This window comes from Acidobacteriota bacterium (assembly GCA_035471785.1).
Lineage (GTDB): Bacteria > Acidobacteriota > UBA6911 > RPQK01 > DATIPO01 > JANQFM01.
On record DATIPQ010000050.1, the window covers coordinates 1 to 19568 of the forward strand.

General features: G+C 63.2%; 17 protein-coding genes. 13 read left to right on the forward strand and 4 right to left on the reverse strand.

The window, feature by feature from the left end; all coding sequences use genetic code 11:
* The 3 genes from VLU25_07620 to VLU25_07630 all read left to right on the forward strand — a co-directional run.
* A partial coding sequence (locus VLU25_07620; protein ID HSR67794.1) for an ADOP family duplicated permease occupies positions 1-2267 on the forward strand: 2267 nt, incomplete at its 5' end.
* Positions 2268-2369: 102 nt separating this feature from the next.
* Positions 2370-3179, forward strand: coding sequence for an SDR family oxidoreductase (locus VLU25_07625; protein HSR67795.1), 810 nt, complete (start codon positions 2370-2372; stop codon positions 3177-3179).
* Positions 3180-3199: 20 nt separating this feature from the next.
* Positions 3200-3580, forward strand: coding sequence for a MerR family transcriptional regulator (locus VLU25_07630; GenBank protein ID HSR67796.1), 381 nt, complete (start codon positions 3200-3202; stop codon positions 3578-3580).
* Between the two features lie 91 nt (positions 3581-3671).
* On the opposite strand, the gene VLU25_07635 is transcribed toward VLU25_07630, so the two are convergent.
* Complete coding sequence (locus VLU25_07635) at positions 3672-4181, reverse strand: hypothetical protein (protein HSR67797.1); 510 nt, start codon at positions 4179-4181, stop codon at positions 3672-3674.
* 396 nt (positions 4182-4577) lie between these two features.
* On the opposite strand from VLU25_07635, the gene VLU25_07640 reads away from it, so the two are divergent.
* Positions 4578-4997: a hypothetical protein gene (locus VLU25_07640; GenBank protein HSR67798.1), complete on the forward strand. Its 420-nt coding sequence runs from the start codon at positions 4578-4580 to the stop codon at positions 4995-4997.
* 71 nt (positions 4998-5068) lie between these two features.
* Entirely contained in the window at positions 5069-5572 is a 504-nt protein-coding gene (locus VLU25_07645; GenBank protein ID HSR67799.1) for a GNAT family N-acetyltransferase, read from the forward strand.
* On the opposite strand, the gene VLU25_07650 is transcribed toward VLU25_07645, so the two are convergent.
* Positions 5490-8249, reverse strand: a complete 2760-nt coding sequence (locus VLU25_07650; GenBank protein ID HSR67800.1) for a cation-transporting P-type ATPase — start codon at positions 8247-8249, stop codon at positions 5490-5492. The genes VLU25_07645 and VLU25_07650 overlap by 83 nt on opposite strands.
* 141 nt (positions 8250-8390) lie before the next feature.
* On the opposite strand from VLU25_07650, the gene VLU25_07655 reads away from it, so the two are divergent.
* From VLU25_07655 to VLU25_07670, 4 genes are all read left to right on the forward strand, one after another.
* Entirely contained in the window at positions 8391-9215 is an 825-nt protein-coding gene (locus VLU25_07655) for a helix-turn-helix domain-containing protein (GenBank protein ID HSR67801.1), read from the forward strand.
* A gap of 126 nt (positions 9216-9341) precedes the next feature.
* Positions 9342-10064: a hypothetical protein gene (locus VLU25_07660; protein HSR67802.1), complete on the forward strand. Its 723-nt coding sequence runs from the start codon at positions 9342-9344 to the stop codon at positions 10062-10064.
* 27 nt (positions 10065-10091) lie between these two features.
* Entirely contained in the window at positions 10092-11510 is a 1419-nt protein-coding gene (locus VLU25_07665; GenBank protein HSR67803.1) for a hypothetical protein, read from the forward strand.
* Positions 11511-11629: 119 nt separating this feature from the next.
* The gene (locus VLU25_07670; protein HSR67804.1) at positions 11630-12028 is read left to right on the forward strand and encodes a DUF1761 domain-containing protein; all 399 of its coding nucleotides are present in this window, start codon (positions 11630-11632) and stop codon (positions 12026-12028) included.
* A gap of 7 nt (positions 12029-12035) precedes the next feature.
* On the opposite strand, the gene VLU25_07675 is transcribed toward VLU25_07670, so the two are convergent.
* Positions 12036-12590: a nuclear transport factor 2 family protein gene (locus tag VLU25_07675; protein ID HSR67805.1), complete on the reverse strand. Its 555-nt coding sequence runs from the start codon at positions 12588-12590 to the stop codon at positions 12036-12038.
* A gap of 106 nt (positions 12591-12696) precedes the next feature.
* Between VLU25_07675 and VLU25_07680 the strand changes: the two genes are divergently transcribed.
* From VLU25_07680 to VLU25_07695, 4 genes are all read left to right on the forward strand, one after another.
* Positions 12697-12960 (forward strand): hypothetical protein, encoded by a 264-nt coding sequence (locus VLU25_07680; GenBank protein ID HSR67806.1) that lies wholly within the window; start codon positions 12697-12699, stop codon positions 12958-12960.
* Entirely contained in the window at positions 12960-13406 is a 447-nt protein-coding gene (locus VLU25_07685) for a hypothetical protein (protein ID HSR67807.1), read from the forward strand. Before VLU25_07680 ends, VLU25_07685 begins: the two co-directional genes overlap by 1 nt.
* Positions 13407-13495: 89 nt before the next feature.
* The gene (locus VLU25_07690; GenBank protein ID HSR67808.1) at positions 13496-13687 is read left to right on the forward strand and encodes a DUF2892 domain-containing protein; all 192 of its coding nucleotides are present in this window, start codon (positions 13496-13498) and stop codon (positions 13685-13687) included.
* Between the two features lie 415 nt (positions 13688-14102).
* Positions 14103-17801 (forward strand): carboxypeptidase-like regulatory domain-containing protein, encoded by a 3699-nt coding sequence (locus tag VLU25_07695; protein ID HSR67809.1) that lies wholly within the window; start codon positions 14103-14105, stop codon positions 17799-17801.
* 83 nt (positions 17802-17884) lie between these two features.
* Here the strand turns inward: VLU25_07695 and VLU25_07700 are convergent, their stop codons facing one another.
* A complete protein-coding gene (locus tag VLU25_07700; protein HSR67810.1) occupies positions 17885-19507 on the reverse strand; it encodes a GWxTD domain-containing protein in 1623 nt (540 codons plus the stop codon).
* Between the last annotated feature and the right edge of the window lie 61 nt (positions 19508-19568).

A 19568-nucleotide genomic window follows, 5' to 3' on the forward strand; every position in this document is an offset into this window, starting at 1 on the left:
CGGTCGAGGGGCAGCGAGCGGACGGGCGCGTTTCCATTTCCTACCCGCTTTTCACCGAACTGCAAGAGCAGCAAACCGTCCTCACCGGCCTCATGGCCGATGCCGGGGCCGGACTGGAGCGAGTCGAACTGGAAGGCCAGAAACTATCGGGCGTGCGCGTTTCCTCGGTCTCAGGCAACTACTTCGAGGTACTGGGCGTACGGCCCTACCTGGGGCGGATGCTGAGTGCCGAGGACGACCAGCCAGGAGGCGAAGGAGGAGCGGCCGTGGTCAGCTACGCCTTCTGGACGGGACGCCTGGGCGGGCAGTCCGACGCCCTGGGACGCGTCCTGCGGGTGGGCGGAAGCCACTTCACCATCGCCGGCGTGGCGCCGCCGGAGTTCTTCGGCGCTCAGGTGGGCAGCCGTACCGACGTCTGGCTACCCATGCGCCGCTCGATGTCCGAAGACAGCCTCACCTGGCGCACCGGCACCTTCTTCCGCATTATGGGACGCCTGGGATCCGGCGTCACCCCGCAACAGGCCGAGCAGGAGCTGTCGGCCCTTTTCCGCCACCGCCTGGAAGCGGAAGCCGCCCAGGGCGAGACCATCGTCCGGCAAGGCACCCGCATCGCCGATCACCGCATCCTGCTCAAACCCGCCGCCAACGGGTTCGACCGTCTGCGCCAATCCTATTCCCTGCCCCTCAAGGTCCTCACGGCGGCCACCCTGCTGGCCTTGTTGATCGTCTGTTTCAACGTCGCCAACCTGATGCTGGCGCGCGCCGCAGCCCGCGGACGCGAGCTGGCCACCCGCCTGGCGCTGGGCGCCGGACGGCTGCGTCTGGCCCGTCAGATGATGATGGAAAGCCTGCTGCTGGGCCTGGTCGGCGGACTGGCCGGACTGGTTACGGCCTGGGCCGCCAGCCCCTTCATCGCCGGCTTCATAGCTTCCCCCCAGGACGCTTCCCTGCTCCACCTGCGTCCCGACGGACGCATTCTCGGCTACGCCCTGGCCGCCTCGCTGGCCACCGGACTCCTCTTCGGACTGGCGCCCGTATGCTGGTGCCTGCTTCGCGACCCCGGCCGAGCCCTGGGAGGAGGACGTGAAGGAAGCGACTCCGGACGTCCCCGATTGCGCCTGGCCAAAGTCATGATGGCGGCCCAGTTGACGATCTCTCTGCTGCTGCTCTCGGGAGCAGGCCTGATGCTGGGCACCCTGCAGGAGTTGGCCGGAGTCAGCCTGGGCTTCCAGCAGGAGCGGTTGGCAGTGGCTTCGGTCCACTTCGAGGTCCCGCGGGAGCGCCGTACCGAGCTGACCCGGGCCATCGAGGAGCGCCTGGCGGCCGAGCCTGGAGTCCGTTCAGCCTCCGCCTCCTGGCTCGGGCTCTTCACCCGCTCCAACATGTCGGCCAATCTGGACATCGCAGGCTATCAGGCCGGTGCTGATGAGGAGGTCTCGGTGCGGGTCAACTCGGTGAGTCCGGCCTACCTCGATACCCTGGGAATTCCCCTGCTGGCGGGCCGCCCGCTGCGCGCTTCCGACGATGAAGGAGCCCCCAAGGCGGCGCTGGTCAACCGTGCCTTCGTGCAACGCTACCTGCCCGGCCAGTCCGCCCTGGGACGGACCTTCCGCCTCAAAGGCGACGATGCCGACGTAGAAATCGTTGGCGTGACGGGGGACTTCCTTTGGAATGACCTGCGGGCCCGGCCAGAGCCCATCTTCCTGCTCTCCTCGGCCCAATGGGGGATGAGCACCCGCTCGATCCAGATCCGCCTGCAGGTGCCCTTTCAATCGGCGGCCGCCTCTTTGCGCAAGGCCATCGAGGACCTCGACGAGACGGCCCTGGTGGTCCGCCTGGAGAGCATGTCGAACCAGGTCGACACCACCATCCGCCAGGAACGCATGCTGGCCCATCTAGCCGCCTGGTTCTCGGGACTGGGCACCCTGCTGGCCTGTCTGGGCCTCTACGGCATCCTTTCCTATTCCGTGCAGCGCCGACGGCGGGAAATCGGCATCCGCCTGGCGGTGGGCGCGCGCCGCTCCGCCATTCTCGGTTTGGTGCTGCGTGAGGCTTTGCTGCTGTTGCTGGTGGCACTCCCGTTAGGACTGGCGGGATCATGGCTGGCCTCCCAGGCCATCTCCAGCTTCCTCTTCGGCGTCGAGCCTCACGATCCGCGGATTCTCACAGGCGTGGCGGCCCTTCTGGCGCTGGTGACCTTGTTGGCCGCCCTGCTGCCGGCCCGCCGCGCCGCGGCCCTCGATCCCGCTCATATTCTGCGCGAGTAGGCCACTCTTTCAGCCCTTCTTTTTTTTCCTTGACTTTGAGCGCGCTCTAACTTGTAGGGTCGGATTTTCAGCAAATCTAACATGACCTGCAAAGGAGCCATTTTGAACCTAGGACTGGAAGCGAAACGAGTGTTGGTCACGGGAAGCACGCGCGGAATCGGACGGTCGATTGCCGCGGGTTTCGTCGGGGAAGGAGCCAGGGTGGCGGTGCATGGTCGCCGTCAAGAAACAGCCCGGTCGGTTGCTCGGGAAGTCTCGCAAGAGGCTGGAGGAACGCCGGTTGCGGCCCTCTCGGGCGATCTGTCGCAAGAAGACGGAGTGGAGCAGGTGTTCCAGGGTTGCCTGGAGCAGTTGGGAGGTATCGACGTCTTAGTCAACAACGCCGGCGCTTACGAAGTCTGCGGCTGGAAGGAAGCCGACGGAGAGCGCTGGATGGACAGCTACGCCGTCAACGTGGTTTCCAGGGTGCGCTTGATCCGCAGGGTGCTGGATTCGATGCGCCGGCAGCAGTGGGGGCGGATCATCCAGATCGCAAGCATCTCGGCTGCGGTCGCACCGCCTGTCTTTCCCGACTACGCCGCCGCCAAGGCGGCCTCGGTCAATATGACGGTCAGCCTCATGCAGGAGCTGGCCGGAAGCGGAATCACCGCCAATACCATCAGTCCGGGGCCGGTGGAGACCGAGACCTGGAAGACCTTCGCAATTCAGATCGGCAAGGGGCAAGGCTGGGGCGACGACTTGGAGGAGATCAAAGAAAAGCTCCTCTCGGGCTGGATGTCCAATCCCTGCGGCCGCATCGGAAGACCCCAGGACGTGGCCGACGCCTGCCTTTTTCTGGCCAGCCAGAGGTCAGCCTACATCAACGGCGTCAATCTTCCCGTCACGGGAGGGCTGGCGGCCAGGGCGATATAATCTCTGGCTGGAGACTTGATATGGCCTACTCGATCGGACAGCTCGCCAAGAGCACCGGCTTAAGCCGGCACACCTTGCGCTATTACGAGAGAGCGGGACTCATGACGGCGGTCTCCCGCGATGGCGGGGGCCGCCGTTGCTATGACGACCGCCACGTCCGCTGGGTACGCTTTTTGATGCGGTTTCGGGAGGCGGGCATGCCTATTTCGGAGATCCGCCGCTATGTGGACTTGCTGCGCCAGGGGGAAGAAACCCTGCCCCGGCGGATCGAGATCCTGGCCTCTCACCGGCAAGCTCTTCAAGCCAAGATTCAGCGTCTGCAGGAGCATCTGGAGGCGATTGAGGCCAAGCTGGAGCTTTATGGTGAGGGAGACGATTGTTTGGAGAGAGCGCTGGACTAGAAAGAGTTTGGGCCATCGCCAAGCCCCCCATAGCCCCATCGAAGGAGGGCCGCGAGGATGCGCCTCCCGCGAGACTTGACCCCCGTGATCCCTACTTGGGGTGCACTTTCACTTCATCTGAGAAACGCAGGCCGTCGGCGCTGGCCTCGAATTTCAGATCGCGTTCACTGTTCCAGAATCCATCAGGAATGGGGAACCAGATTTCGGCTGCATTGGGCCCGACTGTGGCACGATTGACGATGCCCTTTTCCTTACCTGGCAAAATGTTGTCAGGTTCCACTATGCGATCAGCCGGTATCCCATCCAAGAAAAGAGCATCCAGTTCCAGGTCGGCGAATTCGGGTGCGGTGGCCCCATAGAAGCCCACTCGAACAACAGCCCAACGGTCAGTGTCGTAGCCCAACCCACATCTTTGGTTGACCTCAGGGTCGACCAAGAGCACGTGAAACAAAAAAAGGAGACTTCCCCCTCCCACCGCCTTGCGTCCCAGCCGCTCTGAAGCCAGCGGACAGTCCACCGGCGCGGCCGGGGCTGATAGAAGAGGGAGCGAAACGGCCAGTATCAGCAGGATGAAAAGGACACGGTGATTCTGAGAATTCATTCTAGGACCCTTTCTCTAAAACGAGATGACTTGACAGCTACGTAAACAGATGAGCCTTCGCAAAGTAGGGTTCAGTGGAGGAAGCTTGGCTGGGGGTGGTCCCACCGACGCCTTTCCAGGATCGCCGCAAGGATGCGCCTCCCACAAGACTTGGCTACAGTCCTTTTGGTCAAAACGGACCATCGCGAAGCCCTCCATAGCCTTGCCTGCCTACCAGTTAAGAGGTGCCGCTGCTGAACTCTGGCGTTGAAATCCCGGTCTGATTAGGCGATGAGACACCTTGTATTGCTGACGTGGTTGGTCGGATGGATTGGGGCTCATGCGGCGTGGGCAGGGGACGTGCAAGTGTCGCCTGACCAGCGCGTCCTGCTTCTGGCAACCGAGAAGACGTCGACCATGCAGAACGAGTTGAACCAGGCAGTGGACCTGGGATTCCGGGTCGTCTCGGGCGCCTCGGCCGAGTACGACGAAGTAGCCTATCTGCTGGAGCGCAGCGAGGACCCCTTCCTGCGCGGCTACTACCTGCTGCTGGCTACGCGCCGGCTCTCGACAATGGAGGAGGAACTCAACGCCAGCGCGGCCCAGGGATACCGCCTCCATCCCGACTCGATCCTCTACAACGACTGCGAGCTGGTCTTGCTCATGCAGCCCCTGGCCCCCGAGGACGGGCGCTATCAATACCGCGTCCTGGGCACCGACCGCACCTCCACCATGCAGCGCGAACTGGAGCAGGCCTACCAAGAGGGCTTCCGGCTGGTGGACCTGGTTTCGGCCGACGACAACATCGCCGTGCTGGAACGCGATTTCCGTCCTTGAGGGATGCTCGAACTTGCGTCCGGCTGGATGTTGGCGCAAAGCGGCAGTATCATGACCTTGAAGGCCTGCCAATGAAGAAACCGGTCTATCTCAAGAGGCCCAGCGCCTGTGACGAGCGCGAGCGGCGGGAGTTCGCCCGCCTGGTGCGGGAGGGCTTCAACGGCTCCGACTCGACCTTGGAGGAGCGCATCAGCGCGGCCCGCAGGCTGGCCTTCTGCTGGACCGATGAGGACGCGCCGGCGGCCATCTCGGGCCTCAAGGCGCCCTCCCCCGGATATCGCGAGAGTCTCTTCGAGAAGGCCCGATCAGGCCTAAGCGCCGCCCCTTACGAACTGGAGTTGGGATGGGTCTACGTCGTCCCTCATGAGCGGGGGAAGGGCCTCGGCGCCGACCTCTGCCGGCGGCTGCTGCAGAGCGAGGGAACCTGCGGCCTCTTCGCCACCACCCGACCCGACAATGCACCCATGATCAAGATCTTGAGCGCGCTCGGTTTCAGGAGGGTGGGCCAGCCTTATCCGCGCCGCCGGGAGAGGCTGACGCTCTTCCTGCGTCCGCCGCCGGCGGGCGCCGCTTGATGAACTGGCCCGCCAGCAGTGGAATCAGGCTCATGACCAGCACCACTCCCCACCCCCCGATGCCCGGCGGACGTACGGCCAGAACACGGGCGATGAGGGGCAGGTAGACGGCCGCCAGGATCATGCCCAGGCACAGCGCCAGGGCACCCCACACATAGCGGTTGCGGGTGATCTCGTTGACCAGCCGGCTGGTCCCCGCCTGGCGCATGTTGAAGACATGCCAGAGCTGGGCGCAAGCCAGCGTCAGGAAGGACACCGTGACGGCTTGCGGGGGATCCATGCCCAGCCACTCCTCGGCCAGGATCAGCGCGCCCAGCACCGAAATCGTAAAGACCAGGCCGTAGAGTGCGATCAGCCGCCAGTGATGGCGCCCCAGGATTGGCTCCCGGGGGTGGCGGGGAGGACTGTCCATGAGATGCTCGTCGCCCTGTCCCAGCCCCAGGGCCAGCGCAGGAAAGACGTCGGTCACCAGGTTGAGGAAGAGAATCTGCAAGGGCAGGATGGGCAAGGTCGCCCCCAGCAGCGCCGCCGCGCCCACGATCATGACTTCGCTGACATTGCACGACATCAGGTAAAGGACAAAACTGCGGATGTTCTGGAAGATGGCGCGGCCTTCCCTGACGGCGGCCACAATGGTGGAAAAAGCGTCGTCCTGCAAGACCATGTCGGAGGCTTCCTGAGCCACCTGCGTGCCCCGTTGACCCATGGCGATGCCGATGTCGGCCTTTTTCAGGGCGGGTGCGTCGTTAACGCCGTCGCCGGTCATGGCCACGATTCGCCCTGATTGCTGGTGCAGCTCGATCAGGTCCAGTTTCTGGCGGGGGCTGACGCGGGCGAAGAGGCGGGCCTGCAGAAGGAGCCGCTTCTCACTCTCGCTGAGTTTGTCCAAGGGTTTGATCTCGGCCCCTTGCACAACCTGCTCTCGCTCGTCCCCGGTCAGTCCCACCGCCCGGCCGATACCGCGGGCCGTTACAGCCTGGTCGCCGGTCACCATGACCACTTCGATGCCGGCCCTCCGGCACTCTCGGATGGCCTGGCCGACGTCCCTGCGGGCCGGATCAAGCAAGCCCGCCAAACCGATCAGGGTGAGTCCCTGGTAGGGCTCCTCCTCAGCGCTCCCGGCCTCTTTGCAAGCCAAGGCCAACACGCGCATGCCCCGAGCCGCCAATTCCTCGTTGCGGGCCAGCCAGGCAGAGCGTCTCCGCTCGTCGAGGGCTATCGGCCCCTCTTCGGCCAGGACCTGGGTGGAAACGGCCAACACGGCCTCGGGGGCCCCTTTGGCGGCCACCTGATACGCCCCGTCCGCCTTGTGGAAGGTGGCCATCATCTTGCTCTCGGGATCGAAGGCTTCCTCTCTGACCTCGGGGCGCTGTGCCACCAGTTCCCGGCGGTGCAGGCGGGCCTTGGCGCCGGCCGCCAGCAGAGCCGTTTCCAGAGGGTCGCCGAGAGCCTTCCTCCCATTAAGCGAGGCATTGTTGCAGAGCAGTCCCGTCTCCAGCGCCTGGCGCAGCAACCGATGATCGGCGGGGTCAATGTCGCGGCCGTCCAGACGAAAAGTGCCGGCAGACGATCCGTCGCCGATTTCCACCGTGCCATCGTCCAAGGCCAGGCAGGTGAGGGTCATGCGGTTTTCGGTAAGGGTGCCGGTCTTGTCGGTGAAGATGACGGAGGTGGCGCCCAGCGTTTCAACCGAGGAGAGCCGGTTGACCAGTGCGTGGCGCTTGGCCATGCGCCGCATGCCGCGGGCCAGTGCGATGGTGGCCACGATGGGAAGGCCTTCGGGAATGGCGGCCACCGCCAGGGCCAGTCCGGTCTCGATCATGAGTATCAAGCCTTTGCCGGCCAGGGTTCCGCTCAGCGCAACCAGCGCCGTCACGGCCAGCGTGGCCCAGATCAGCCGATGACCCAGTTGATCCAGCCGCACCTCCAGCGGCGTGGCTTCTTCCTTCGACTCGGCCACCAGCGCCGAAATCTCTCCCAGTTCGGTCTGCATTCCGGTGGCGACCACCACCCCGGCGCCGGCACCGCGGGTCACCGCGGTCCCCTTAAAGAGCATGCTGGAGCGTTCGACCAGGGGAGTCTCTGCTGCGACAGGCTGGGATTGCTTGTCGACCGGCAGGCTCTCGCCGGTCAGAGCTGATTCGTCGGCCTGCATCTTGGAGGCCTCGATGAGGCGCAGGTCGGCGGTGACGACATCTCCGCCCTCGATCACGACGATGTCGCCGGGTACCAGGTCCTGAGCGGGGATTTCCCGTGTCTGTCCTCCCCTGCGCACGCGTGCGGCCACGCTGGTCAGAGCATAGAGGGATTCCATCGAGCGCACCGCTCTGCGCTCGGTGAAGAATCCGATAGCCGTGTTGAGTCCGATCACCACGGCGACGGCCCAGCCTTCCAACGTCTCGCCGAAGGCGAAGGCCACGGCGGCCGCGACCACAAGCAGGGCGATGATGAGGCTCTTGAACTGTGCCAGCAGGATGCTCCAAGCGCTGCGGGGCATCTGCCTGCGCAGCCGGTTGGGCCCGTAGGTATGCATGCGCCGGCCGGCTTCCCGCTGCGACAGCCCCTTCTCGCCGTCGCTGCCTAGCGCCCGCAGCACGGCTTCCGCGTCCTGGGCGTGCCAGGCCCGCTTGCGCGCGGGATCGCCTGAGGACGGCGTTGCAGCGACTTGCTGTCTCAAGGTTCCTCCTAAGAATCATTCTGGTCGACGCACTCGACCGGAACAAGCAACTGTCCATCGAAATCGCCGGCAGCTCCTCCCCCCAGGACGGGCTCACAGCAGGTGTCCAGGCGCTGGCGGGCGTGTTAAAGTCTGCCTGCCATGATCTACGAGCAGTACCGGCCCAACTTGCCGCTCAGCCAGTTCGTGGAGCACCTCTGGTTCTACTCGGGATACGATCCGGGACACCGGCGGGAAAAGCTGCTGCCCGACGGAGCCATCGAACTGATCATCGACATGGAGGACACGCCCAAGAGGCTGTTCGCCTCCGAGACTTCGACCCAAGCCCAAGAGTTCCGCGGCGCCTGGATTTCGGGCGAACATAAGGAGTACATCATCATCGAGGCCTCGCCTCACTCCTCAATGGCCGGCGTGCGGTTCCGTCCGGGAGGAGCTTGGCCCTTTTTCTCCTTTCCCATGTCTGAACTGACCAACCAGGTCGTTCAACTCGACCTGATCTGGGGCGGCGACATTGCGCTGTTGCGGGAGAAGTTGCTGGAAACGCCTTCCGTCGGGGGCAAGTTCCGGGTCATGGAAGAGTTCCTGCTGGGGCGGGCCCGCGAGCACCTGCTGCAAGACCGGACCATCGCCTTCGCGCTCGAGCAAATCACCACCCGCCCTCAGTTCCTCGTCATCGGCGACCTCATCGAGCAAGTGGGGTACAGTCACCGCCATTTCCTCAAGCGCTTCAAGAACTGCGTGGGCGTGACGCCCAAGTTCCTGACGCGGGTCTTCAAGTTTCAGCACGTTATCGGTTCGCTGGAAGGACTCAGCGGAAGCGATGTCAACTGGGCCGAGCTTTGCTGCGACTGGGGATATTACGACCAAGCCCACTTCATCAACGAGTTCCGCAGCCTCTCCGGACTGCGGCCCACCGATTACCTCAAGCAGTGGTGGGAGTATCCCAACTTCCTGCCCCTCGACTGAAGCGCCCGCCCCTGGCCCGCCCGTGAGCTGTCGGATTAGCGACAAGCCTTGAAACGCCTTTGTGCCGGCCTCATCTGAACATGCAACAATGGCGGCAAGCCCATTACGGGGAGACGGAGGCGTTCTATGAAGAAGTGGATGGTGCTGATAGCCCTATTGAGTCTGGGAGTCCTGGCCTTGGCGGCCGACTGGCAGGACAAGCCTTTTACCGACTGGTCGCAAGACGAGGTGCGCTCGGTTCTGAACCGGTCGCCCTGGGTCCAGGTGCAGCGCATCGGACGACCCGCCCTGCGGGCAGGCGCAGGACGCAACGACAGCCGCCTGCCTGAAGGCAGTTCGGTTGGAGGCCGGCCCGCACAGCAGCCCTCTTCGCCCAGTACTCTGGAGTCCGCCGAGGTGCAGCGCTTTTACTCCATCAAGATCATGTCCCAGCCGGTGCGCATGGCCATGGCCCGCTGGGCCATGCTCCACAACGGATTGAGGGAGGAGAACGCGCGCCAATTCGTCAACGCCGGTCTGTTCAACGACCACATCGTGGTCGGTGTCAGCGTCCCGCCCGGCCAGGACGCTTCCGAACTGGAACAAGACAGCGATGTGTTGCAGGACACCACCTTCCTCCACCTCAAGGGCAGCGACAGCAAATTGCTGCTGAGCCGCTACCTGCCGCCCTCTCAAACCGGACAGGCCGACGGGATGTTCTTCTTCCCGCGTTTCGACGACGAGGGCCAGCCGACGGTGTCCCTTGCCGACAAGGAGATCCGTTTCGAGTGCGGGCTGAACCGGGACACCAAGCTGTCGCAGACGTTCAAGCTGAAGAAAATGAAGTTCCGCGACAAGCTGGCCTTGTAAGCCACCGGGTAGGCTACCATTGATCAGGTGAAGACCTACCGCTATGGCGCCCCGCTGGCGGCAGCCTGGATTCTGCTCTGCGTCGTGGGGTGGAATCTTCTCTCCCCATCCTTCCGCTACGGCGAGGGGCACGCGCAGCGCCCCATCCTGGCCTTCGTGTTCCTGTGGGCGGCAGCCGGGGCCGGACTCTGGCTGCTGGCCCGCAGCCTTCCCTCCCGGGTGAGCGCGGAGGAAAGGGCCGGATGGGCTTGGAAGGCGGCCCTGCTGCTGGGATTGGCGGGCCGCCTGGTGCTGCTGCCCACCCCCCTGATCCAGGAAGACGATCCTTACCGCTTCGTCCTGGACGGCCAGACCGTGCTGGCGGGAGCCGACCCTTACCGCCTCACACCCAGCCAGATCGCGCAGAGCTTTGACCATCCGCTGACGCCTCAACTGCGCGGCGATCCTCAGGCGCGGCAAATCCTGCGGCGGGTCAGCCGGCCCGACCTGCACACCGTCTATCCCCCAGTGGCCCAGGGCGCCTTCGCGCTGGGAGCCTGGTTGAGCGGATGGGACTGGCGAGGACAACGCTGGGTCTTCCTGTCAGTCGACCTGGCCCTGCTGGCCCTGCTGCTGTGGCTGCTCAAGCTGCTTGCCCTCCCCCCTCAATGGAGCCTGCTGTGGGCCTGCAATCCGCTGGTCCTCAAAGAGGTGGCCAATTCGGCCCACGCCGACGTGCTGGCAGCTTTCTTCCTGCTGCTGGCGATCGCAGCCCTCTGCGGACGGTTGCAGCTTGGGCCTTGCTCAGGCGCTGTTTTGGCGGGGGCGGCCCTGGGACTGGCCGTCCTGTGCAAGCTCTACATCCTCTTCTTGCTGCCCGCCTTCCTGCTCTGGCTGCTCAAGCGGTCTGGCCAAGGCCCGGCCACCAATGCCGGGGCAGCGCTTTTGGGGACGGCTTTCGCCTTGCCGACCGCGGCGGGCCTTGCCTGGATGCTGAGCTGGACACCCTCGGGAATAGAGGCCTATGCCGGCGACTGGCAGATCAACGCCGGCGCCTTCATGGTGCTGGAAAAGCTGACGGAGGCGCTGGGGATGCCTCCTCTGGCGGCCCGTGCCGGCTGCCTGCTTGTGGCCTCGGCCGGTGCCGTCCTCATTCCCTGGACGCGGCGGGGCCGCGGACTGCCGCTCCTCATCTGCAATCTGCAATGGGTACTGCTGCTGTGGTGGCTGCTGCAACCCGCCGCCTACCCCTGGTACGCCTTGCCCTTGCTGGCCCTGCTGCCCCTGGCGCCCCACGCCGGCGCCGCCCGAGCCGCCCTGCTGCTCTCCTCGGCGGCATCCGTCTACTACCTTCACTTCCTCCCCGAATACAACAACCTGGAGCCGCTGGGGATAACCATGATCACGCTGGCCGAGCACGGAGTTCTCTGGGCCGCCCTGCTGCTCCCGGGTCGACGACGCGTCTAGCCCAACCGCACGATCCAGGTCAATTTTTTCCAATACAGCGCCGGGGGTCCGCTGCCATGCTTTGAGCCGTTGTTGAGAATAGAGGTACGGCCGAAGGCCGTCTGATGAAAGGATTTCGCATGGCTATCAACTATTGGGCGGTTCTGGTCGCCGCCCTTTCCATGTTTCTGCTGGGAGGGCTGTGGTATTCGCCGGTCCTCTTCGGAGGCGTGTGGATGCGCGCCAACCAGCTCACCGAGAAAGATCTTGAAGACGGCAATCCAGCCAAGATCTACGGCGTGTCTTTCCTCTTTTCGCTGATCATGTCGGCCAATCTGGCGGCTTTTTTAAGCGGACCTGAAACCGATATGGCCTGGGGCGCCACGGCGGGCTTCCTGGCCGGATTCGGCTGGGTGGCCCTGGGAATCGGCATGGTCAGCCTCTTCGAAAGGCGTCCCTTCAGCTATATGCTGGTCAATGGAGCCTACATGACCGTAGCCTTCACCCTCATGGGCCTCATCCTGGGCGCCTGGCGCTAAAGCTTGCTCAGGGCGAGGTTGCGGCTCGCCACTCTTTGAGCAAGGCCACCCAGCGGCGAGCCATCTCCTTGGAGTACACCATCTGTCCGTCCGGGTAGATCTCGGCCAGTTCCTGGGGACGGTGACGCCGGGCCCATTCCACTGCCGGTTTCATGGCCTCCTGGCTGGAGGGCTGATCTGGGAGGAGCTGATAGCGCTGCTTCTCGATTAGGCCCTGGGAATTCACGCTGAAGGTGGTTTGAAACTTGAGGTGGGGGATTCCCAGCAGGCGCAGGAACTCGTTGCTTTCCTGACCTTCATAGCTGAAGGAGCCGCCCGAAGATCCTACCGGTTCCCATTCGACCTGGCCGTCGGCTCCGGCATCCCAGCCCATTGCCTTTGAAAGCGCTTCCTTGCTCAGTGAGTACTCCGATCCCACGAAGTGCAGTTGAAAGTCGGGCGCCAAGCAGGCCAGGGCCCGATCCATGTCGTGCGCGTTGACCGCCTGACGGTAGCGTTCGATGATCTCCTCCCCGCCCTGAGGCCCGCCAAGCGCCAACAACACAAGTCCAGTCAAGCCCATCAACTTCATCCTTCCAGATCGGTGTTCCATTCCTTACTAGCCTATCAGAACCGGCCCCAGAGAAACGGCTTGACTGCTATATTCATACATTGGTATATTGATAGCCATGAAGAAGGCAAAGAGAACTCGTGTGCAGCGCGTGCAGACCGGCGTCCGCATTGAAAAGCGCATCCTCAAGGTGCTGAAGGGGTTGGCCGAGTTCCACGACTTGACCCTGGGGGATCTGTTGGAGGGCATCGTCCTCCACGCCTTTGAAGGACGCTGCGCGCTGCAGGGACAGTCACTGGAAGTCGTCAGCGACCTGAAGCGGGTTTACGGACTCGATCTTGAGGCTGCCGACAGCCATCATCTGGAAGAGGAGGAGAAGTGATGAGCACTGCTGCTTTAACGCTGGAGGGGGTTCGCCGAGGGGTCACTTCAGAGGACCTGGACCTGGTCATGAGGCTTGAAGGCCTGAGCTTGACGGCGGGGGAGTTCCATCATGCCGACCACGTGCGGGCGGCCTGGGTTTTCTTGCGCTACCTGCCCCTCGATCAGGCCATGCACCGCTTTCGAGAGGCCTTGATCCGCTTCGCCGAGCACGTCGGAAAGCCGGGCCTCTACCACGAGACCATCACTTCGGCCTATTTCTTCCTCATCCACGAGCGTATGCATGGGCATCCTGACGAGTCCTGGGGCAGCTTCAAGCAACGCAATCCCGACCTGCTGCGCTGGAAGGGCGGCGTCCTGGAGCGCCTCTACTCTCCTCAACGCCTGCACGGCGACCTGGCGCGCCGCAGCTTCATCCTGCCCGACGCCCCAGTGCGTCCCCAATAGTGGCCCCTGAATTGCGGGCATGATTTCTGTCTGGGAGCGCGGGGATCGCGCAGGCCCGCCAGGTCCTCGGCGCCCCGTGGAGTAATGCCATGACCGTCGAACGCTACTTGAGAATGATTGCGGGGTTCTTCATTCTGCTCAGTCTGGCTCTGGGCTACTACCTGAGCGGATACTGGTACTTCTTTACCGCCTTCGTGGGCTTGAACCTCTTTCAATCAGCCTTTACCGACTGGTGCCCGATGATGACCATTCTGCGCAAGCTGGGCGTTGCAGAAGTCTGAGAGCTCGAGGGGCATAAGCCTCCCAAATGGGTGAATATGCCCGCTTCCCCGGCGGGCGCAGCGCCGCCCGCCGCCGATCCGCCGTGCTCTGATCAAACTTGCCCGCTCGACAGCCGTCGTCCGGAGTCAAAACGCGAAAACATACGCGCTTTTTGCTTGCGGTTACCGATGAGTTGTGATATCACCTGAGGCACTCGCTAAAATTGTCGAATCGAATGGTACAGCCATAAGTGCCCGACGGGTCAGTCCAGGGAGCAAGGCTCAGCCAAATCACTGAAGCCTTGGGGCGGTCTCGAAGAGCACATCGAAAGCTAATGGCAGCCCTTTGAGTGCGCAAGAGTTCTTCGCGGGCTGTCCCATGACGTTCGGGGCTATCAAAATGTACGGGGACCCGGGGTCCCCAAAGGGAGGTACGATGAGAAGGTTCTTGCCTTTGATCGGCCTATTAGCCGTAGGTGTATGTCTAATCACCTCGGCGTGGGCGCAAACTTCATTCACCCGCCTATCGGGAACTGTCCGAGACCAGACGGGGGGCATCATCCCCGGGGTGACCGTGACCCTGACGCGCGTGGACACGGGAGCCCAGCACAAGACGTTCACCAACGACGCCGGATCCTACACGTTCGGGACCATTCTGCCGGGCGTGTACGAATTGACCGCCGAGATGGACGGGTTCCGCACCATCCTCATTCATGACCTTCGACTGGTCATTCAGACCAACCATCGTCAAGACATCGTGCTTGAGCCGGGCGCCATCTCCGAGGAGGTGACGGTAACGGCTTCAGCCGAAGTGGTTTTGCAGAAAACGGACGCCACGGTGGGCAACCAGATGGACGAGCTGCGTCTGAAGAAGCTTCCCAACGCCAACCGCAGCACCATTTCCTACTTTCAACTGCAGCCGGGCACTACGCCGGGAGGCGAGGTGACGGGCAGCCGCAGCGACCAGCAGACCTTTCAGTTGGACGGCATCGACGTCTCCGACTACACGGTGGGCGACATCGAGACGGTCATCCCCACTCCGGTGGAATCAGTACAGGAGTTCCGCATCGCAGTGGCCAACCCCGACGCCAGCTTCGGGCGTTCGGCGGGAGCCAACATGACCCTGGTCACCAAGCGGGGCGGCAACCAGTACCACGGTTCGGCTTATTGGTACCATCAGAACGACAACCTCAACGCCAACAGTTGGAACAACAACCGGCGCGGCGCGCCCAAGGCGGAACGCAAGGACAACCGCTTCGGGTTTTCCATCGGCGGCCCCATCATCAAGGACAAGACCTTTTTCTTCTGGAACTACGAAGGACGGCGCCTGCCGGGTTCCACGGCCATCACGCGCACCGTTCCCACCCAGAGCCTGCGTGACGGGCTGCTGCGCTTCGCCGACGGCGACGGCAACATCCAGACCATCAACCCCATCGACTTCGATCCCCGGGGACTGGGAGCCAACCCGGTCGTCCTCAACGTCTTCAACCAGTTGCCGCTTCCCAATGCCAGCGGCGGCGACGGATTGAACACGGGCGATTTCCGGACCGACGTGGCGACCGACACCCGCAACGACTTCGCGGTGCTGCGGGTCGACCATGAATTTCATGAGAACTGGAATCTGGAGGCCAAGTTCGCGGCCGACCGGGCCCTTCAGACCACGGCTTCCCAAGTCGACCTGCTCAACCTGCGCGGGGCTACCGAGGCCCCCCGGCGGACCCGCAACGCTCTGTTGGGGCTGAACACCAACTTCACCCCCACGCTGACCAACGAGTTCCGCTTCGGCTGGGTCAAGGACTACACGCCTCTGCAGCGCATCCGGCCCACCAGTTCGCTGCCTTGGCTGGGACCGGAACTCAACGTGGCCGTCAACATCGGCTTGCAGACCATCGACGAGCCGACCGACGTCGACACCCAGCGGGCCCGCATCCAGACCAGCAACTCCGATTACTGGCAATGGGTCAACAACCAGACTTGGGTCAGGGGCAATCACGTCTTCCAGTACGGAGCCGACGTGCGCCACATCCGCTTTCGCCACGACCGCGACGACAAAGTGATCGGATCGATCGGTCTTCCGGTAGCCGAGTTGGCCAACGGCAACTTCGTCAACATCACCCCCGACCAGCGCCCCGACTTCATTCAACCGGGCGACACCAGCCGCTACGACCAGTTCTATGCTTCCCTGCTGGGAATCGTGAACTCGGTTCCCTTCCTGGCCGTTCGCGACGGTGACCTTCAGCCGCTGCCCATCGGGTCGAGTCTGGAGGCCGACACCACCCAACAGTATTTCTCCTTTTACTTCCTGGATACCTGGAGAGTGGTTCCTTCGCTGTCAGTCAACTACGGCCTCTACTACGGGTGGACCACGCCGCCCATCGAGAAGGACGGCAAGCAGACCATCATGACCTTCGCCGACGATGTCAGCACCTTCGTGACGGCGGAAGAGTTCTTGACCAACAAGAACCTCACCTCGCAGGGGGGCAGCATCTTCAACCCCGACATCGGCTTCGTGCCCATCAATGATTCGGGGCAAAGCGCCGCTTATCAGACCGATTACCGGAACCTCTCACCGCGGGCCGCCATCGCCTGGAACCCTTCCTTTAAAGGAGGTTTTATGGGCAAGCTTTTCGGTGACAAGGAAACGGTCTTCCGGGGCGGATACTCCCTGCTCTGGGACCGCACCAACACGGTGCAGACGGTGATCATCCCCACTTTGGGAGTCGGGTTCGGCCAGACGGTTTCCGTCAACGGGCCCACTAACGCGGCCGGTGAACCCTTCAGAGCAGGGGTGGACGGACCTATCCCATTGCTCGATTTCGGTCCTGCCGAATCGCCCATTATCCCTTCGCCCATTTTCTCCGAGATTCTTTCCTTCTCGGTCGATCCCGACATCACGGTTCCCTACAACCACGTGTTCGATTTCACCATCCAGCGCGAGCTGCCGGGCGACCACATCATGGAGGTCGGATACATCGGGCGCATGGGACGCAACCTCTACCAGAGCGTCAACCTGCAGCAGGTTCCCTATCTGGCCGTCGACAGCGCCTCAGGGCAGAGCTTCGCCCAGGCCTTTGACGCCCTGGCAACCGAGTTGCGCAACGGGGTGGCGCCCGGCGACGTGACGGCGCAGCCTTTCTTCGAGAACGTCTTCGGCAATTTCGGAGGAACTGCTGGAATCGCCGGCAGCAGTACGTCCGACATTATCCAGGGCGACCTCAACAGCGTCTTTCTCAACCTGGACATACCGCTCTTCCTGACCGGAATGCAGCACTTCAACAACTTCCAGTCGCTGGACCTCTTCATGCGCACCTCGGGCGGCCGGTCCAACTACCATGGAGTGGTCTTCAGCCTGCGCAAGAACTTCTCCGACGGACTGGTCTACGACCTCAACTACACCTTCTCGCGCTCGCTGGATCAAAACGGCGCCGTTCAGAACAGCGCCGGCGAAGTGCCCAACAGCTTCAACCTCGACGCCGGCTATGGCCCTTCGGCATTCGACCTCAATCACATCTTCAACGTGAACTGGGTCTATGAACTGCCCTTCGGAGCCAACCGCCGCTTCTCCGGCGGCGGATTCCTGGACAAGCTGATCGGCGGATGGACCGCCGCCGGCATCGTCTCGGTGCGCAGCGGAGGCGCCCTGACCTTCAGCCAGGGCTCGGGCGTGTGGGGCGGCGGCAATGTGCTGGGCAATGCCATCGGTCTCATCCCCACCACCGACCCCGGCCAGTTCGGCAACTCCATCCACACGGGAGCCACCGGCTCCAACGGCATCGGAACCAATTCCGATCCGGCCAACGGCGGCACCGGACTCAACCTGTTCGGCAATCCCGAGGCGGTCTTCAACAGCTTCCGCAGGGTGCTGATCAGCCAGGACACCCGCGACGGACGCGGCGCGTTGCGCGCTCCCCCTCGCTGGGACCTGGACCTGTCCATCAGCAAGACCACCACCTTGGCCGACGCCGCCGACCAGCCCATAACCATGACCTTTTCCTTCGACTTCCTGAACGCCTTCAACAACGTGCTCTACGGCAACCCCAGCTTGTCGGTCAACAGCCCCACGGCGTTCGGAGCCTTCACGGGCCAGAACAACGATCCCCGGGTCATCCAGTTCGGACTGAGGATCGACTTCTAAGTCGAGACCACGAAGGTTAGGGACAGCCCAACGCCGCCAAGCCGGAAACCGGTTTGGCGGCGTTTCTCATTGGGACGGGATATTCAAGGGCGGGAGGGGTCGGCTTGGGGTGCGCGCTGGATGCGCACCGGCTCGCTGATAATGAGGCTCTGGCCCGTGACCTTGTCGGTGACCTCGATCTTCAACTGCAGCGAAGGGGACGCGGCCTTGCGCAAATCGAGGTATTCCAGAAAGGCGATGCGCTGGCCGGAGATGTAGGAGGCGCGGTCTGCTCCCTCATCGCTTTTTTCAGCCACCACACTTCCCTCCTCGTCCACCAGTTGGTAGGACAGGTCGAGGCTGGGCAGGCGGGTGGAACCGTCGATCCCCGCGTTGTAGAGCTGGAAGTAGAACATCAGGTGGCGTTTTTCGGCCACCACGTCGCCCAAGTGGGGCAAGACCTTGAGGGTCCCCAGCACGAACATCTCGGGGGGCTGGCTGGGGTCGAAGTCCTGGGCGATGGGCTCCACCCGGTCGACCAGAATGACGGGGCTGGCGGCCAGCTTGTCCTCGGCCAGACGAGGAATGATGAGTCCGGTCTGCAGCGTCCCCACGCCGCCTCCGTAAGCATCTTCCACCACCAAATCGAGGCGGTAGCGGCCGGGTTCCAGCACCAGCAGCTTCTGGTAGAGGGAGCGGCCCGGCGCCAGTCCCTGAGTGTCGGAGCGGCTCTGCTCCACCGAGTCCTCGAAGATGGAGACGATGCGGCCCTGCAGGCTCTTGACGCGCCCGAAGATGTTGAGGCGGGCCTCCTCGCCTTGGCCGTCGGCCCCGAAGCGCAGATCTTTGTGATCGACGCTGACCGTCAGCGGTACCAGCGCCTGATCTCCGGCCCGCAGCCAGTGGGAGCGGAAGCTGAAGGGCAATTCTTCGTAATGAACCGCGGAATCGACGATCTCCCGTAGGCGGGGATTCTCGATCTCGGGAGCCTTGGTGAGCTGCGCGAAGCGGCGCAACCTGCGGAAAGGCAGGTCGTTGCTGTGGACGAAGGGGCTGTCGCGGTCGACTAGCCCGAGAGGGGCGCTGATGCGGTCGAAGCGCGTCCAGTTGCCGTCGAATTCCTCCTGGGTGTTGCCGTGCCCCGCCACATAGAGGAAGGCGTCCTTTTCATTGGGGTTGAGTGCAATCCGGTAATCGTTGCTGAAACCCTTGTCGACGAACTCGATCTCCACGTCCTCGCCGATTCCGGGAATGTGGCGGTACCACCAGCGTTCCCAGGGCAGGGTGGTGGTTTCGCCTCCCCCTTCGCTGTTGGGCCGCCGGTAAGGTCCGCCGAAGGGCTGGCGCTCCACCGAGTCGGGTTCGCCGAACTTGATGTAGATCATTCCGCGGTCGGTCTTCCATCCCGGTTCGCCCGAAAAGTAGCGCTCGTTGACGTAGCTGATGCGCCGATAGTGCTCGCTCTTGAATTCATTCTCGGCGGTCTGCGGATTGGGATCGCGGCTGCGCCAGAACTGCTCGATGAACTGGTCTTTTTCTTCCAGGGTGGCCAGACTCTCGAAGACCTGGCGCTCTTCTTCGGTGATGATGTAGACGACGTCTTCTTCAAGCCATTTGCGGTAGTAGTCTTCGGCTTCCTCCTGACGCCGTTCCTGCTCTTGAGCGTAGAGCGGGGGCAGGCAGATAGCCATCAGCAGTCCAAAAGCAAGCAGGCGGCGAGCACTCATAAGCGGCTCCTCTCAGGCTGAGCAAAGTATGGAAGGAATTATACACTCTCAGGCCAAGCGC

What these genes read in the sequence shown, in the direction of transcription:
- VLU25_07630 (HSR67796.1), top strand. Translation starts at nt 3,200, where the DNA reads ATGGCCTACTCGATCGGACAGCTCGCCAAGAGCACCGGCTTAAGCCGG.
- VLU25_07635 (HSR67797.1), bottom strand. Translation starts at nt 4,181, where the DNA reads ATGAATTCTCAGAATCACCGTGTCCTTTTCATCCTGCTGATACTGGCC.
- VLU25_07640 (HSR67798.1), top strand. Translation starts at nt 4,578, where the DNA reads ATGCAGAACGAGTTGAACCAGGCAGTGGACCTGGGATTCCGGGTCGTC.
- VLU25_07645 (HSR67799.1), top strand. Translation starts at nt 5,069, where the DNA reads ATGAAGAAACCGGTCTATCTCAAGAGGCCCAGCGCCTGTGACGAGCGC.
- VLU25_07655 (HSR67801.1), top strand. Translation starts at nt 8,391, where the DNA reads ATGATCTACGAGCAGTACCGGCCCAACTTGCCGCTCAGCCAGTTCGTG.
- VLU25_07660 (HSR67802.1), top strand. Translation starts at nt 9,342, where the DNA reads ATGAAGAAGTGGATGGTGCTGATAGCCCTATTGAGTCTGGGAGTCCTG.
- VLU25_07670 (HSR67804.1), top strand. Translation starts at nt 11,630, where the DNA reads ATGGCTATCAACTATTGGGCGGTTCTGGTCGCCGCCCTTTCCATGTTT.
- VLU25_07675 (HSR67805.1), bottom strand. Translation starts at nt 12,590, where the DNA reads ATGGGCTTGACTGGACTTGTGTTGTTGGCGCTTGGCGGGCCTCAGGGC.
- VLU25_07680 (HSR67806.1), top strand. Translation starts at nt 12,697, where the DNA reads ATGAAGAAGGCAAAGAGAACTCGTGTGCAGCGCGTGCAGACCGGCGTC.
- VLU25_07685 (HSR67807.1), top strand. Translation starts at nt 12,960, where the DNA reads ATGAGCACTGCTGCTTTAACGCTGGAGGGGGTTCGCCGAGGGGTCACT.
- VLU25_07690 (HSR67808.1), top strand. Translation starts at nt 13,496, where the DNA reads ATGACCGTCGAACGCTACTTGAGAATGATTGCGGGGTTCTTCATTCTG.
- VLU25_07695 (HSR67809.1), top strand. Translation starts at nt 14,103, where the DNA reads ATGAGAAGGTTCTTGCCTTTGATCGGCCTATTAGCCGTAGGTGTATGT.
- VLU25_07700 (HSR67810.1), bottom strand. Translation starts at nt 19,507, where the DNA reads ATGAGTGCTCGCCGCCTGCTTGCTTTTGGACTGCTGATGGCTATCTGC.